At 68.1% G+C, this 12,691-nt stretch carries 13 protein-coding genes; 7 read left to right on the top strand and 6 right to left on the bottom strand.

Annotation, left to right across the window (positions count from 1 at the left end; translation table 11 throughout):
* Nucleotide 1: 1 nt before the first annotated feature.
* Together ispF and ispD are read right to left on the bottom strand one after the other, a co-directional pair.
* Nucleotides 2-490, bottom strand: a complete 489-nt coding sequence (ispF, locus tag ACEN9N_RS08465; protein ID WP_413313908.1) for a 2-C-methyl-D-erythritol 2,4-cyclodiphosphate synthase — start codon at nt 488-490, stop codon at nt 2-4.
* Entirely contained in the window at nt 487-1,209 is a 723-nt protein-coding gene (gene ispD, locus ACEN9N_RS08460) for a 2-C-methyl-D-erythritol 4-phosphate cytidylyltransferase (RefSeq protein ID WP_007837023.1), read from the bottom strand. The genes ispF and ispD overlap by 4 nt, the downstream gene beginning before the upstream one ends.
* Nucleotides 1,210-1,328: 119 nt before the next feature.
* Here ispD and mfd point away from each other — a divergent pair, with 119 nt between their 5' ends.
* From mfd to ACEN9N_RS08445, 3 genes are all read left to right on the top strand, one after another.
* Complete coding sequence (mfd, locus tag ACEN9N_RS08455) at nt 1,329-4,811, top strand: transcription-repair coupling factor (protein ID WP_495655857.1); 3,483 nt, start codon at nt 1,329-1,331, stop codon at nt 4,809-4,811.
* Nucleotides 4,808-5,521 (top strand): phosphoserine phosphatase SerB, encoded by a 714-nt coding sequence (gene serB / locus ACEN9N_RS08450; RefSeq protein WP_413313906.1) that lies wholly within the window; start codon nt 4,808-4,810, stop codon nt 5,519-5,521. Before mfd ends, serB begins: the two co-directional genes overlap by 4 nt.
* Before the next feature lie 136 nt (nt 5,522-5,657).
* Complete coding sequence (locus ACEN9N_RS08445) at nt 5,658-6,722, top strand: Ldh family oxidoreductase (RefSeq protein ID WP_495655856.1); 1,065 nt, start codon at nt 5,658-5,660, stop codon at nt 6,720-6,722.
* 6 nt (nt 6,723-6,728) lie between these two features.
* On the opposite strand, the gene ACEN9N_RS08440 is transcribed toward ACEN9N_RS08445, so the two are convergent.
* Nucleotides 6,729-7,055, bottom strand: a complete 327-nt coding sequence (locus tag ACEN9N_RS08440; protein WP_007837030.1) for a DUF6172 family protein — start codon at nt 7,053-7,055, stop codon at nt 6,729-6,731.
* A 123-nt stretch (nt 7,056-7,178) separates the two neighbouring features.
* Here ACEN9N_RS08440 and ACEN9N_RS08435 point away from each other — a divergent pair, with 123 nt between their 5' ends.
* Both ACEN9N_RS08435 and ACEN9N_RS08430 read left to right on the top strand, forming a co-directional pair.
* Nucleotides 7,179-8,201 (top strand): histone deacetylase family protein, encoded by a 1,023-nt coding sequence (locus tag ACEN9N_RS08435; protein WP_495655855.1) that lies wholly within the window; start codon nt 7,179-7,181, stop codon nt 8,199-8,201.
* A 66-nt stretch (nt 8,202-8,267) separates the two neighbouring features.
* Nucleotides 8,268-8,495 (top strand): hypothetical protein, encoded by a 228-nt coding sequence (locus ACEN9N_RS08430; RefSeq protein WP_007837035.1) that lies wholly within the window; start codon nt 8,268-8,270, stop codon nt 8,493-8,495.
* Nucleotides 8,496-8,504: 9 nt separating this feature from the next.
* Here ACEN9N_RS08430 and ACEN9N_RS08425 read toward each other — a convergent pair whose 3' ends face one another.
* Nucleotides 8,505-9,692 carry an aminotransferase-like domain-containing protein gene (locus ACEN9N_RS08425; RefSeq protein WP_413313903.1) on the bottom strand — a complete coding sequence of 396 codons (1,188 nt, stop codon included), beginning with the start codon at nt 9,690-9,692 and terminating at the stop codon, nt 8,505-8,507.
* Nucleotides 9,693-9,805: 113 nt separating this feature from the next.
* On the opposite strand from ACEN9N_RS08425, the gene nth reads away from it, so the two are divergent.
* Both nth and ACEN9N_RS08415 read left to right on the top strand, forming a co-directional pair.
* Complete coding sequence (gene nth, locus ACEN9N_RS08420) at nt 9,806-10,453, top strand: endonuclease III (protein WP_413313902.1); 648 nt, start codon at nt 9,806-9,808, stop codon at nt 10,451-10,453.
* Nucleotides 10,454-10,465: 12 nt separating this feature from the next.
* Nucleotides 10,466-11,305, top strand: a complete 840-nt coding sequence (locus ACEN9N_RS08415; RefSeq protein WP_413313901.1) for an Ivy family c-type lysozyme inhibitor — start codon at nt 10,466-10,468, stop codon at nt 11,303-11,305.
* Between the two features lie 27 nt (nt 11,306-11,332).
* Here ACEN9N_RS08415 and ACEN9N_RS08410 read toward each other — a convergent pair whose 3' ends face one another.
* Complete coding sequence (locus tag ACEN9N_RS08410) at nt 11,333-11,899, bottom strand: histidine phosphatase family protein (protein ID WP_007837040.1); 567 nt, start codon at nt 11,897-11,899, stop codon at nt 11,333-11,335.
* Nucleotides 11,896-12,690 carry an adenosylcobinamide-GDP ribazoletransferase gene (locus ACEN9N_RS08405; protein WP_413313899.1) on the bottom strand — a complete coding sequence of 265 codons (795 nt, stop codon included), beginning with the start codon at nt 12,688-12,690 and terminating at the stop codon, nt 11,896-11,898. Before ACEN9N_RS08405 ends, ACEN9N_RS08410 begins: the two co-directional genes overlap by 4 nt.
* Nucleotide 12,691 lies beyond the last annotated feature (1 nt).

Raw genomic sequence — 12,691 nt, 5'->3', positions numbered from 1 at the left:
CTCAGCGATGCAGAAGTACGGCCGCGCGGGCTTCCATCGCGCGGCCCTCGCCCACCGGGCCGAGCTTCTCGGCCGTCTTGGCTTTCACGTTCACCTGGCCGACCGCAATGCCGAGCGTGCCGGCGATTCGCTGGCACATGAGCGGAATGTGAGGCGCGAGTTTGGGCGCCTGCGCGATCACGGTGCTGTCGACGTTGCCGATCTCCCAGCCCGCCGCGCGCACCCGGCGCGCCGCCTCGGCCAGCAGCACCGACGAATCGGCACCGCGGAACTGCTCGTCGGTATCCGGAAAATGCCGGCCGATGTCGCCGAGCCCCGCGCCACCCAGCAGGGCGTCGGTGATGGCGTGCAGCAGCACGTCGGCATCGGAATGCCCCAGCAGGCCGGTGGTGTGCGGCACCTCGACACCGCCCAGGATCAGCTTGCGCCCCGCCACCAGCTGGTGAATGTCCCAGCCCTCGCCGACACGGATGTTGAAGGCGCTCGTCATGCAATGCCCTTCTTGCGGCCCTGCAGGACCGCCTCGGCCAATGCGAAGTCCTCGGGGAACGTCACCTTGAAGTTCTGCGCGCTACCCTGCACCAGCAGCGGCGACAGGCCGATGGCCTCTATGGCGCTGGCCTCGTCGGTCACGGTGTCGCCCGTGCGCTCCAGCGCGTCGAGCAGCATGCCGATGCGGAACATCTGCGGCGTCTGCGCCAGCCACTTGTCGGCGCGCGACAGCGTCTGGGCTACTCGGCTCTCGGCCGTCGACGCCTTCAGTGTGTCCGCCAGCCGGTGCGCCAGCAGGCCGCCCACAGCGTCGTGCTCGCAGGCCGCAATCAGCGCCTCGATCTGGCTCGACGTGACGAGGCAGCGCGCCGCGTCGTGCACCAGCACCCAGTCGTGCGCGCCTGCGCCCTTCTGCCGCAGTGCCACCAGGCCGTTGCGCACCGTGGCCGCGCGGGTCACGCCGCCCACGCGCAGCAGGTATTCGTTTTCGGCGGGAAAGCGCGGCAGCACCGCATCCACGTCGCGGTCGTCCGGCGACACCACCAGCGCCAGCCCGGCGAAGCGCCCCGCCAGCGCGCGGAAGGCCTCCAGCGTGTGGGCCACCATCGGCAGGCCGGCCAGGCGTCGGTACTGCTTGGGCAGCGCGGACTGCGCATGCCCCGCACGATGGCCGGAGCCGGCGCATGGGATCAGCACGAAAAGTCGGGAAGAGGACATGAGGGCCCGGCGCCGGCGCTGGCCAGCAAGCGAATAAAGGGCCGCCATTCTAGAATCGACCGCTACGCACACCCCTCGCCAACCGGCGCGGGGTGTTGTGCATTTCCAGTAAGCGTTCCATGGACCTCCCCCACCTCACGGCGGGCAAGCGTTTCACGCTGCCGCGTCCCCCGTTGTCGGCCGATGCACTGCTGCTGGCGCAGCTGGCCATGCGCGAGAAAGCCGCCGGGCGCGCCACGGCGATGTTCACGGCCGACGCCAACGACGCGCAGCGCCTGATCGATGAAATCGCCTTCTTCGCGCCCGACCTGCGATGCGCCTTGTTCCCCGACTGGGAGACGCTGCCCTACGACAGCTTCTCGCCCCACCAGGACCTGATCAGCGAGCGCCTGGCCACCCTCTGGCGCATCAGCCAGAAGGAGGCCGACGTGGTGCTGGTGCCCGCCACCACCGCCCTCTACCGACTCGCACCCCCGGCCTTCCTGGCCGGCTACACCTTCCACTTCAAGGCCAAGCAGAAGCTCGAGGAATCGAAGCTCAAGGCCCAGCTCACGCTGGCCGGCTACACCCACGTGACGCAGGTGGTCAGCCCCGGCGAATACGCGGTGCGCGGCGGCCTGATCGACCTGTTCCCCATGGGCTCGCCGGTGCCGTTTCGCGTCGACCTGTTCGACGACGAGATCGACACGATCCGCACCTTCGACCCGGACACCCAGCGCAGCCTCTACCCCGTGCCCGAGGTGCGCCTGCTGCCGGGCCGCGAATTCCCGATGGACGACGACGCGCGAGCGCGCTTTCGCAGCCGCTGGCGCGAACTGCTCGAGGGCGACCCGACCAAGAGCCGCATCTACAAGGACATGGGCAACGGCGTGGCCACCGCCGGCATCGAGTACTACCTGCCGCTGTTCTTCGACGAGACGGCCACGGTGTTCGACTACCTGGGCGCAGACGCCACGGTGGTGCTGCACGGCGACCTCGAACCTGCGTTCCAGCATTTCTGGCAGGACACGAACGAACGCTACCGGCTGGTGCGTGGCGACCCCGAGCGCCCCGCCCTGCCGCCCGAGGCGCTGTTCCTGAACGCCGAGCAGTTCTACCAGCGCGCCAAGCCGCACGCGCAACTCGCCATCCGCGGCGACGTGCCCACGGAAGCGCCCTACGCCGAATTCGACAAGCTGCCGCCCTTCGCCGTGGTGCGCGGCGCGGAAGACCCGCTGGTCGGGCTCAAGGCCCACATCAAGGCCACGCCCCACCGCGTGCTGCTGATCGCCGAGAGCGACGGCCGCCGCGAGAGCCTGCTCGACTTCCTGCGCGCCAGCGGCGTGAGCCCGCCGGCCTTCGACTCGCTGGCCGAGTTCGAAGCCTCTGCCGACGAAAAGGTCGGCATCGCCACCGCCGCGCTGGCCTCGGGCTTCGCCTGGCGCGAGCAGGGGATCGACCTCGTCACCGAGACCGAACTGTTCGCCACCGCGCCCACCACGCGCCGGCGCAACAAGAAGCAGGAGCAGGTCAGCGACGTCGAGGCGCTGATCAAGGACCTGTCGGAACTCAACGTCGGCGACCCGGTGGTCCACACCGCGCACGGCATCGGCCGCTACCGCGGCCTGATCCACATGGACCTGGGCCAGGGCAGCGGCCCCGACGGCAAGCCGCTGCTGCAGGAAATGCTGCACCTGGAGTACGCCGACAAGGCCACGCTCTACGTGCCCGTGTCGCAGCTGCACCAGATCAGCCGCTACACCGGCGTGAGCGCCGACGAGGCCCCGCTGCACAAGCTGGGCTCCGGCCAATGGGAAAAGGCCAAGCGCAAGGCCGCCGAGCAGGTGCGCGACTCCGCTGCCGAACTGCTCAACATCTACGCTCGCCGCGCCGCGCGCGAAGGCCATGCTTTCCGCTACTCGCCGGCCGACTACGAGGTGTTCGCCAACGACTTCGGCTTCCAGGAAACCGCCGACCAGAAGGCCGCTATCCACGCCGTGGTGCAGGACATGATCTCGCCCCAGCCCATGGACCGCCTCGTGTGCGGCGACGTGGGCTTCGGCAAGACCGAGGTGGCGCTGCGCGCCGCCTTCATCGCCGTCACCGGCGGCAAGCAGGTCGCGTTCCTCGCGCCCACCACGCTGCTGGCGGAGCAGCATTACCAGACGCTGGTCGACCGCTTCGCCAAGTGGCCCGTGAAGGTGGCCGAGATGAGCCGCTTCCGCTCGGCCAAGGAAATCACCACCGCCGCCAAGGGGCTGGCCGAGGGCCAGGTCGACATCGTGGTCGGCACGCACAAGCTGCTGTCGCAGTCGGTCAAGTTCAAGAATCTGGGGTTGCTCATCATCGACGAGGAGCACCGCTTCGGCGTGCGCCACAAGGAGGCGATGAAGGCCATGCGCGCCGAGGTCGACGTGCTCACGCTCACGGCCACGCCGATTCCGCGCACGCTGGGCATGGCGCTCGAAGGCCTGCGCGACCTCAGCGTGATCGCAACCGCACCGCAACGGCGCCTCGCCATCAAGACCTTCGTGCGCAACGAAGGCACGGGCGTGATCCGCGAGGCCGTGCTGCGCGAGCTCAAGCGCGGCGGGCAGGTCTACTTCCTGCACAACGAGGTCGAGACCATCGAGAACCGGCGCCAGAAGCTGGAAGAAATATTGCCCGAGGCCCGCATCGCCGTGGCCCATGGCCAGATGCCCGAGCGCGAGCTGGAGCGCGTGATGCGCGACTTCGTGGCGCAGCGCTACAACCTGCTGCTGTGCTCGACCATCATCGAGACCGGCATCGACGTGCCGACCGCCAACACCATCGTGATGAGCCGCGCCGACAAGTTCGGCCTGGCGCAGCTGCACCAGTTGCGCGGCCGCGTCGGCCGCTCGCACCACCAAGCCTATGCCTACCTCATGGTGCCCGACACCGAGGGCCTGACCAAGCAGGCGGCGCAGCGGCTCGACGCCATCCAGCAGATGGAAGAGCTGGGCTCCGGCTTCTATCTTGCGATGCATGATCTTGAGATTCGCGGCACCGGCGAGGTGCTCGGCGAAAACCAGAGCGGCAACATGATGGAAATCGGCTTCCAGCTCTACAACGAGATGCTCAGCGAGGCCGTGCGCTCGCTCAAGGCCGGCCAGGAGCCCGACCTGCTTGCGCCGCTGTCGGTCACCACCGAGATCAACCTGCACGCGCCCGCCCTGCTGCCCGACGACTACTGCGGCGACGTGCACCTGCGCCTGTCGTTCTACAAGAAGCTGGCCACCGCGAAGACGCCCGACCAGATCGACACGCTGCTCGAAGAAATCGTCGACCGCTTCGGCAAGCTGCCGCCGCAGGCACAGACGCTGATCGACACGCACCGCCTGCGCGTGCTGGCGCGGCCCTACGGCGTGGTCAAGGTCGACGCGGCGCCGGGCATCATCAACATCACGTTCAAGAAAGATGCGCCGGTCGATGGCATGGCCATCATCCAGCTGATCCAGAAGAACAAGCACATCAAGCTCGCCGGCAACGAGAAGCTGCGCATCGAGCGCGAGCTGAAAGAGCCGAAAGAGCGAGCCCAGATGGTGCGCGACGTGCTGCGCAGCCTGGGCCAACCCCTCGTCAAGGAAACCGTCACCGCATGAGCGCTACCCAAGAAATCTCCCCCGGCCTCGTCATCCAGCGCGTGAAGCCGCCGTTGCGGCTCGCCGACTTCAAGCTGATCGCGTTCGACATGGACTCGACGCTGATCAACATCGAATGCATCGACGAGATCGCCGATGCCGTCGGCAAGAAGGCCGAGGTCGCCGCCATCACCGAGGCCACGATGCGCGGCGAGATCAAGGACTTCAAGGAAAGCCTGCGCCGCCGCGTGGCGCTGTTGCAGGGTGTGCCGGTCGAGGCGCTGCAGCAGGTGTACGACGAGCGGCTGAAGCTCAACCCGGGCGCGAGCGAACTGGTAGCAGCCTGCAAGAAAGCCGGCCTCAAGGTGCTGCTGGTGTCCGGTGGCTTCACCTTCTTCGCGAACCGGGTGAAGGACCGGCTGGGCATCGACTTCGCGCGCTCCAATCTGCTCGACGAAGCCGATGACAAGCTCACCGGCGAGGTCGTCACGCAGAGCTGGGGCGACATCTGCGACGGCGCCGAAAAGCGCAGGACGCTGCTCGAGGTGGCTTCGCTCATGGGCATCTCGCCGCAGGAAACCATCGCCGTGGGCGACGGCGCGAACGACCTCCCGATGATGGGCGAAGCCGGCCTGTCGGTGGCCTATCACGCGAAACCCAAGGTGCGTGAACAGGCAATGGTTGCAATCAACGAAGGCGGACTGGACCGCCTTCTCGAAATACTGCGATGAGCGATTGGGGGCATGGTTGGGGGGCGATGATGCCGACGGGGGACATTCGCGCAGGAGCGTACCCGGTGCCCTTGCACGCGCCCTGAACGACAGCCCCCCAAAGAACAACCGCCCGAACGAGACACGGACCACTGACATGACCGACACCGCCCCGCTCTACCGCGCCGAAGCCCTCAAGGACTACGCGAGCGCCCTGCTGCAAAAAGCCGGGCTCGCCGCGTCAATGGCCGACAGCGTCGCCCGCACGCTCGTCGAAGGCGACCTGCTGGGACACGACACGCACGGCCTCGCGCTGCTGGCCGGGTACGTCAAGGAACTGGAATCCGGTGGCATGACGCGCGACGGCACCCCCGAGGTACTGTCCGACCGCCCCGCCGCCGTGCTCTGGGACGGTAAGCGCCTGCCCGGTCCCTGGCTCATGGACCAGGGCATGGATCTGCTGATTCCGCGTGCCCGCGAACTCGGCACCGCCTCGCTCGTCATCCGCCGCAGCCACCACATCGCCTGCCTCGCCGTCTACATGTTGCGCGCGCTGCAGGAAGACATGCTGATGCTGCTGGCCTGCTCCGACCCCAATGCCGCCAGCGTCGCGCCCTTCGGCGGCACGCAGGCCGTGTTCACGCCGAATCCGCTGGCCATGGGTTTTCCGCTCTCGCAAGGCGGCGTGATGGTCGACATCTCGGCCTCCATCACCACCAACGGCATGAGCAACCGCAAGTGCGCAGCGGGCGAGACCTTCGCCGAGGAATGGCTGATCGACGCGGCCGGCAAGCCGTCGAACGACCCGCAGGTGCTGTTCGACCAGCCGCCTGGCACGCTGCTGCCGGTCGGCGGATTGAGCCACGGCCACAAGGGCTACGGCATGGCGCTGCTGGTCGAGACGCTCACGGCCGGCCTCGCGGGCCACGGCCGGGCCGATCCGCCCGAGGGCTGGGGCGCGACAGTGCACATCACGCTGCACGACCTGAATGCCTTCGGCGGCAAGGATGCCTTCCTGCGCCAGATGGACCATGTGGCGGCGAAGTGTCGCGGCAACGTGCCCATCGACCCGGCCAAGCCTGTGCGGCTGCCGGGCGAAGGCGGTTTGAAGCGTCGGGAAGCGCAGGCCAGGAACGGGGTGCGGCTGCACCCGTCGATTGCGCGCTCGCTGCAGGATGCGGAGCAGCGGTACGGCCTGCGGCTGGCGCTGGCGCAGGCCTGACGGCGGTTATTCCTCTTCGGAATCGGTGGCAGCGCCCTGTTCGCCTTCAGGCCGCGGCTTGCGCTTGCCGGGCTTGGCCAGGATCTCGATGTAGAACTGCTTGCCGCCTTCCTTCACCACCCCGTCGATGAGGCCCGTGATGGCAGAAAGGTGAATGACTTCGGCGGATTCCTGGGCCGCGCCGAACTTGCAATCGAAGTCCCAGAAATCGCTGCCTTCGGGCAATTCGCGCCGCCGCTCGCGCTTGATGTACTTGCGGATCTCGTGCTTGATGGCTTCGAGGAGACGGTCGGGGTGCTTGCCCTCGACCTGAAGCTGAAAGGTTTTTCTCATGGGTGATCGTAACCAATGTGGATGCCGCCGATTCGCGCGCCATCCGATGCCCTCGATGGGCACCGATCTTGCTCGCTACCATGGCTGCCGAGCAAATTCCACGGCGGCCGTGCCGAATCGCCCATGCTGACCTACTTCCATCCAGAGCAGCTGCTGCACCATCCGCGCAGCTACCTGTCGCGCGGACAGATGCGCACCCCGCAGGAAATTCCCGACCGCGCACTTCGGCTCGTCGCCGCCGTGCAATCGCTCGGCTTCGATCTCCGGACGCCGGCCGACGCCGGCATGGCGCCATTGGCCGCCGTGCACAGTGCCGACTACCTGCGCTTTCTCGAGGACGCGCACGGCGAATGGAAGCAGATGCCGCCCGACTGGGGCGACGAGGTGATGTCGAACGTTTACGTGCGCGAGCCCAACCGCCTGCGCGGCGTGCTGGCCAAGGCGGCGCGCTACCTTGCCGACGGCAGCTGCCCGGTCGGGGCCGAGACCTGGCGCTCCGCGTACTGGTCGGCCCAGAGCGCGGTGGCCGGCGCGGCGGCCATCGTCGACGGCGCCCCTGCGGCCTACGCACTGTGCCGCCCGCCCGGCCACCATGCGCGCGTCGATGCCGCTGGCGGCTTCTGCTACCTCAACAACGCGGCCATCGCCGCCCAGGCGCTGCGCGGGCGCTTCGCTCGCGTGGCGGTCCTCGATACCGACATGCACCACGGCCAGGGGGTGCAGGAAATCTTCTACGACCGCAGCGACGTGCTGTATGTCTCGATCCACGGCGACCCGACCAACTTCTACCCTGCCGTCGCCGGCTACGACGACGAGCGCGGGGCCGGCGACGGCGATGGCTTCAACGTCAATTTCCCGATGCCGCACGGGGCGACGGAAGCGGCCTTCTTCGAGCGCGTCGGCGATGCGGCGGGCGTGCTGCAACGATTCGCGCCGGACGCGCTGGTCCTGGCCCTCGGGTTCGACATCTACAAGGACGACCCCCAGTCGCAGGTCGCGGTGACGACCGAGGGTTTCGGCCGTCTCGGCAAGGCCGTAGGCGCGCTGGGGCTGCCTACGCTGATCGTCCAGGAAGGCGGCTATCACCTCGACAGCCTGGAAGCCAACGCACGCGCTTTCTTCGGAGGATTTGCAGGCACGGCGTGACGGTTCCGGCTGTGATCGGCACGGCGCTGTGTACAGTCGGCGCTTCGAACGAAAGCAGGTGAAGACATGGCGCGCGCAAACGACTGGGCAAGCAAGGTGATGGCATTGATCAACGGTGGCAACCCCGCCGCAGCCATCGCGCAGATCAAGGTCGCGCCATCGGTCAAGGACCTGAAGGCGCTGCAGACCATCATGACGTTGTCGAAAATGAAAGGCCGCTATCCGAACGTGGATGCGGCCATTTCAGACAACCTGGACCTGCTTGCAGCGCCCCGGCTGCACCGGTCCCCCTGATCGGATCGACTACAGCGCCTGACCGAGGCGCTTCACGCCCTCTTCGATCTTCGCCACGTCGGCCGTCGCAAAGCTCAGCCGCAGCGTGGCCACATCGGGTTTCTCCGCGAAGAACGGCGCGCCGGGCACGAAGGCCACGAGCTTCTCGATCGCTCGCTTCGCCAGTTCGTTCGCATCGGCCAGCTTGCCATTGGCGCCGGTGAGGCGCGCCCAGAAGAACAAGCCGCCGTCGGGCTGGGTGAAGCTCACTGCATCGCCCAGCTCGCGCCTGAGCGCCGCGCCCATGGCCTGGGCACGCTGGCCGTAGACCTCGCGCACGTGCGCCAGCGTGGCCGGCATGCGGCCGCTCTTGAGGTATTGCGCAGCCGTGGCCTGCGAGAACGTGCTCGTGTGCGCGTCGCTGAACTGCTTGCACATCGTCGCCTTGGACAGCAGCTCGGGCGGCGCGATCATCCAGCCGATGCGCAGGCCCGGGCTCAGCACCTTGCTCAGGCTGCCGCAGTGCGCCAGCAACTCGCGGCTGCCCGGCACGTCTTTGCTCAGGGCCAGGATGGAGGGCGGAGGTGCTTCGCCGAAATAGAGGTCGCCATAGGGGTCGTCCTCGACGATCAGCGTCTGGTACTTCACGGCCAGCTCGAGCACCTTCTTGCGGCGCTCCAGCGTCAGCATCGCGCCGCTGGGGTTGCCGAAGGTCGGGATCAGGTAGACGAACTTGGGCTTGTGCTCGGCGATGAGCTTCTCGAGCTCGTCGGTCTTCACGCCGTTGGCGTCGATGGGAGCGCTGATGAGCTGCGCGCCGTAGAGGCGGAAGCATTGGATGGTGGCCAGGAAGGTCGGGCCCTCGACGATCACCTTGTCGCCGGGCGAGATCATGGTCTTGCCCAGCAGGTCGAGCGCCTGCTGGCTGCCGGTGGTGACGATCAGGCCACCGGGGTCGACCTCGACGCCCTTGGTCTTCATGAAGGCGCTGAGCTGGCTGCGCAGCGGCTCGTAGCCTTCGGTGGCGCCGTACTGCAGCGCAGCGCCGGGTTCTTCGGAGAGCGCCTTCTGGCTCGCCTCCTTGAGGCCCTCGACGTCGAACATGGCGCTGTCGGGAAAGCCACCCGCAAAGCTGATGATCCCGGGCTTGCCCAGCAGCTTGAAGAGTTCGCGGATGGCGGAAGTCTCGACGTTGTCGAGGCGGGAGGCGAATTGCATGGTCGGTCTCACTTTCTGGGGTGCCATTGTCGCGAAAGCGGCAGGCAATAAAGCTGCGTAAGGCTATCGCCTTTCAACGATATATTGCGCGTGCCGCCCCCCCACGAAGCCCCATGAAAAAAAACGACATCCCCCTCTTCTTCGCCACCCTGCAGGCGGCCAACCCCGAGCCCGAGACTGAACTCGAATACACAACCCCCTTCGAGCTGCTGGCCGCCGTGCTGCTGTCGGCACAAGCCACCGACGTGGGCGTGAACAAGGCCACGCGCAAGCTGTATCCGGTGGCGAATACGCCGCAGGCCATTCTCGATCTGGGTGTCGAGGGGCTGGAGGAGTACATCAAGACCATCGGGCTGTACCGCAGCAAGGCGAAGCACCTGATCGAGGCCTGCCGCATGCTGGTGGAGCTGCACGGCGGCGAGGTGCCGCGCACCCGCGCCGAGCTGGAGGCGCTGCCGGGCGTCGGCCGCAAGACCGCGAACGTGGTGCTCAACGTGGCCTTCGGCGAGCCGACCATGGCGGTCGACACGCACATCTTCCGCGTTGGCAACCGCACCGGGCTTGCGCCCGGCAAGACGCCGCTGGAGGTGGAACTCAAACTCGAGAAGCGCGTCCCACCCGAATACCGGCTGCATGCGCACCATTGGCTCATCCTGCATGGCCGCTACATCTGCGTGGCGCGCAAGCCGCGCTGCTGGGAGTGCGCGGTGGCCGTTTTCTGCGCCTACAAGCCAAAGACACCGATGCCGAAGACGGCCTGAGACCGACGACGAATGACGACACGAAAGAACGACTCCCGGGCACTGCTGGCCGCCACGCTGCTCGCCGCCCTCCTTCCGGCCGCGGCATGGTCGCAGCGGGGCGGCGGCCTGCCGCCCGAGGCCATGGCGATCTACGGCGGCCGCTGGTCGACGAACTGCGCCAACGCGGCCGCACCGACGCTGCAGGTGCGCCAGGACATGCTGATCGCCGAAAGCGGCAAGCGCCGCGTGACCGGCAACGAACCGCAGACCGCCCACAGCTTCTTCGGCAACCGCCCGCCGCCGGCGGGCTTCGACGTGGCGCTGATGAGCAGCCCGGGCAAGTCCGGCGCAATGACCTTCCTCGTCTACCGCGAAGCGCGCGGCCAGTACATCGCGCTGGACGCCGACAAGCCGGTCGCCGGCCAACTCGGCCCCGACATGATGAAGCTGCGCTACTGGCGCTGCAACGGCGCGGTGCGGGCCGTGGCCCCGCCCGTCGAGCCCGCCGTCAAGGCGCCTCCCCCGCCCACGGGCAGCCCGGCGGCGCTGGCGCGGGGCCCGGCCATGGAGAAGGCCTGGCGCGCCGCCTTGGGCACGCGCGAGAACGACCGCTGGCTGGTGCGCCGCGAAGGTCCGGCGCCCGAGCCGCAATGGGTGACGGTCGAGGGAACGCGCTACCTCCTGCAGGCCTTCTGCAAGCCGCACGACTGCTACGACAACAACGCGATCGCGCTCTACGACCAGGGCTCCGGCCGCCTCTACGGCCTGGTGCAGCGCAACGGCAGCAACCGCTTCCTGGGCACGCCGCCGGCTGCACTTGCGCCGCAGCTGGAGCGGCTCTGGCGCGAACAGTGGCGGCAGAAGAACTGAGCCGCAATCGGCACTGGCCGACGGCAGCTAATTGTCGAAAGTCAGCCAACCGCCGAAGGGCAGTTCCCCATCAGGCCAGTCGGCGGCGACTCCAGGGCAGCGGGTGCCGCGCTGCAGCAACGTTACCGCCCGCAGCACGCCGGCGTGCGTGATCCACAGCGCATCGCCCTCGTCCACAAGCCATTCGTCATGTGCGGCGGCCACGCGCTGCATAAATGCGCGCACGCTTTCGCCATGGCCGCCGGCAGGCGCATCGGCGAAATTGCCGGTCCAGGCGTCGAATTCCTCGCGTGCGATGGCAGACCACGGCCGCCCTTCCCAGGCGCCGAAGTTCATCTCGGCCAGCCGTGCGTCGTGCCGCACCCGAAGATCGGGGCGCAACGCGGCGATGGCATCGGCCAGCCCGGCACATCGCCGCAGCGGCGAACTGCGCACGCTGATGGCCGCAGGAAGCAAAGGCGCGATGCGCTGCGCAGCAGCGAGCGTGGCGTCTGCATGGGCTTCGAGGTCCGTGGCGCCGTAGCACAGCCCGGGCTCGGCCACCACGGGCGCGTGGCGCTGGAGCCAGAGCGTCCTTCGGGCGGCGTCGCTCATGCGCGCCACGCCAGTGCGAGGTAGATCGCCAGCTCGCAGACCTGCTGGGTGGCGCCAAGGCCGTCGCCGGTGAAGCCCTGCAGCCGGCGCATGAAAAGACGCGCCATCCAGCCTGCGGCAACAACGGCCGCAAGCAAGGCCGCCAAGACGTGCGCCACGTCGTGTGCATGCAGCAGCAGTGCCACCGCCGGCAGCGCCCACACCACCGCGATCAGCAACGCGCCACCGCTGATCGCATCCGCCAGCGGCTTCGCCTTGCTCGCCCCGCTGTCACCCACATAGGGCAACCACCGGATCAGGAACAGCGGCGTCAGCCGCGACAGCACATGTGCGCCGACGATGGCGACAACAACCGCCTGCAGGCCGTGCCCGGCCAGCATTGCGAGCAGCGCGCATTTCAGGCCCAGCGCCAGCGCCAGAGCCAGCGCACCGAAGGCGCCGATGCGCGAGTCCTTCATGATCTCCAGCGCCCGGTCGCGGTCGGCCGAACCGCCCAGGCCATCGGCCACGTCGGCCAGACCGTCTTCATGGAAGGCGCCGGTCAGCATCACGGTGGCGGTGGTGCTCAGCACGGCAGCAGCCAGCGCACCGGCGACACCCGGCAGCCCCATGCCCACACCCGCGAACACCAGCGCCGCCACGCCACCTGCCAGCCATCCGATGCCGGGCAGATGCGCCGCGCTCGAACGCAGCATCTGCGGACTGAAGCCGACCCACGCAGCCAGCGGCCCCGTCACCGGCACGCGCGTGAAGAACTGCAGCGCGAGCAGGAAATGGCGAACGCCGTTCATC

It is taken from the genome of Variovorax sp. Varisp46 (genome assembly GCF_059491885.1).
Note: the sequence above shows the minus strand (reverse complement) of the source record. Positions and strands in the feature narration are given on the sequence as shown.

Coding starts and splice junctions, on each gene's coding strand:
- ACEN9N_RS08430 (WP_007837035.1), top strand. CDS start 8,268: ATGGCGCGCGCAAACGACTGGGCAAGCAAGGTGATGGCATTGATCAAC.
- ACEN9N_RS08445 (WP_495655856.1), top strand. CDS start 5,658: ATGACCGACACCGCCCCGCTCTACCGCGCCGAAGCCCTCAAGGACTAC.
- mfd (WP_495655857.1), top strand. CDS start 1,329: ATGGACCTCCCCCACCTCACGGCGGGCAAGCGTTTCACGCTGCCGCGT.
- serB (WP_413313906.1), top strand. CDS start 4,808: ATGAGCGCTACCCAAGAAATCTCCCCCGGCCTCGTCATCCAGCGCGTG.
- ispD (WP_007837023.1), bottom strand. CDS start 1,209: ATGTCCTCTTCCCGACTTTTCGTGCTGATCCCATGCGCCGGCTCCGGC.
- nth (WP_413313902.1), top strand. CDS start 9,806: ATGAAAAAAAACGACATCCCCCTCTTCTTCGCCACCCTGCAGGCGGCC.
- ACEN9N_RS08405 (WP_413313899.1), bottom strand. CDS start 12,690: ATGAACGGCGTTCGCCATTTCCTGCTCGCGCTGCAGTTCTTCACGCGC.
- ACEN9N_RS08425 (WP_413313903.1), bottom strand. CDS start 9,692: ATGCAATTCGCCTCCCGCCTCGACAACGTCGAGACTTCCGCCATCCGC.
- ACEN9N_RS08435 (WP_495655855.1), top strand. CDS start 7,179: ATGCTGACCTACTTCCATCCAGAGCAGCTGCTGCACCATCCGCGCAGC.
- ACEN9N_RS08415 (WP_413313901.1), top strand. CDS start 10,466: ATGACGACACGAAAGAACGACTCCCGGGCACTGCTGGCCGCCACGCTG.
- ispF (WP_413313908.1), bottom strand. CDS start 490: ATGACGAGCGCCTTCAACATCCGTGTCGGCGAGGGCTGGGACATTCAC.
- ACEN9N_RS08440 (WP_007837030.1), bottom strand. CDS start 7,055: ATGAGAAAAACCTTTCAGCTTCAGGTCGAGGGCAAGCACCCCGACCGT.
- ACEN9N_RS08410 (WP_007837040.1), bottom strand. CDS start 11,899: ATGAGCGACGCCGCCCGAAGGACGCTCTGGCTCCAGCGCCACGCGCCC.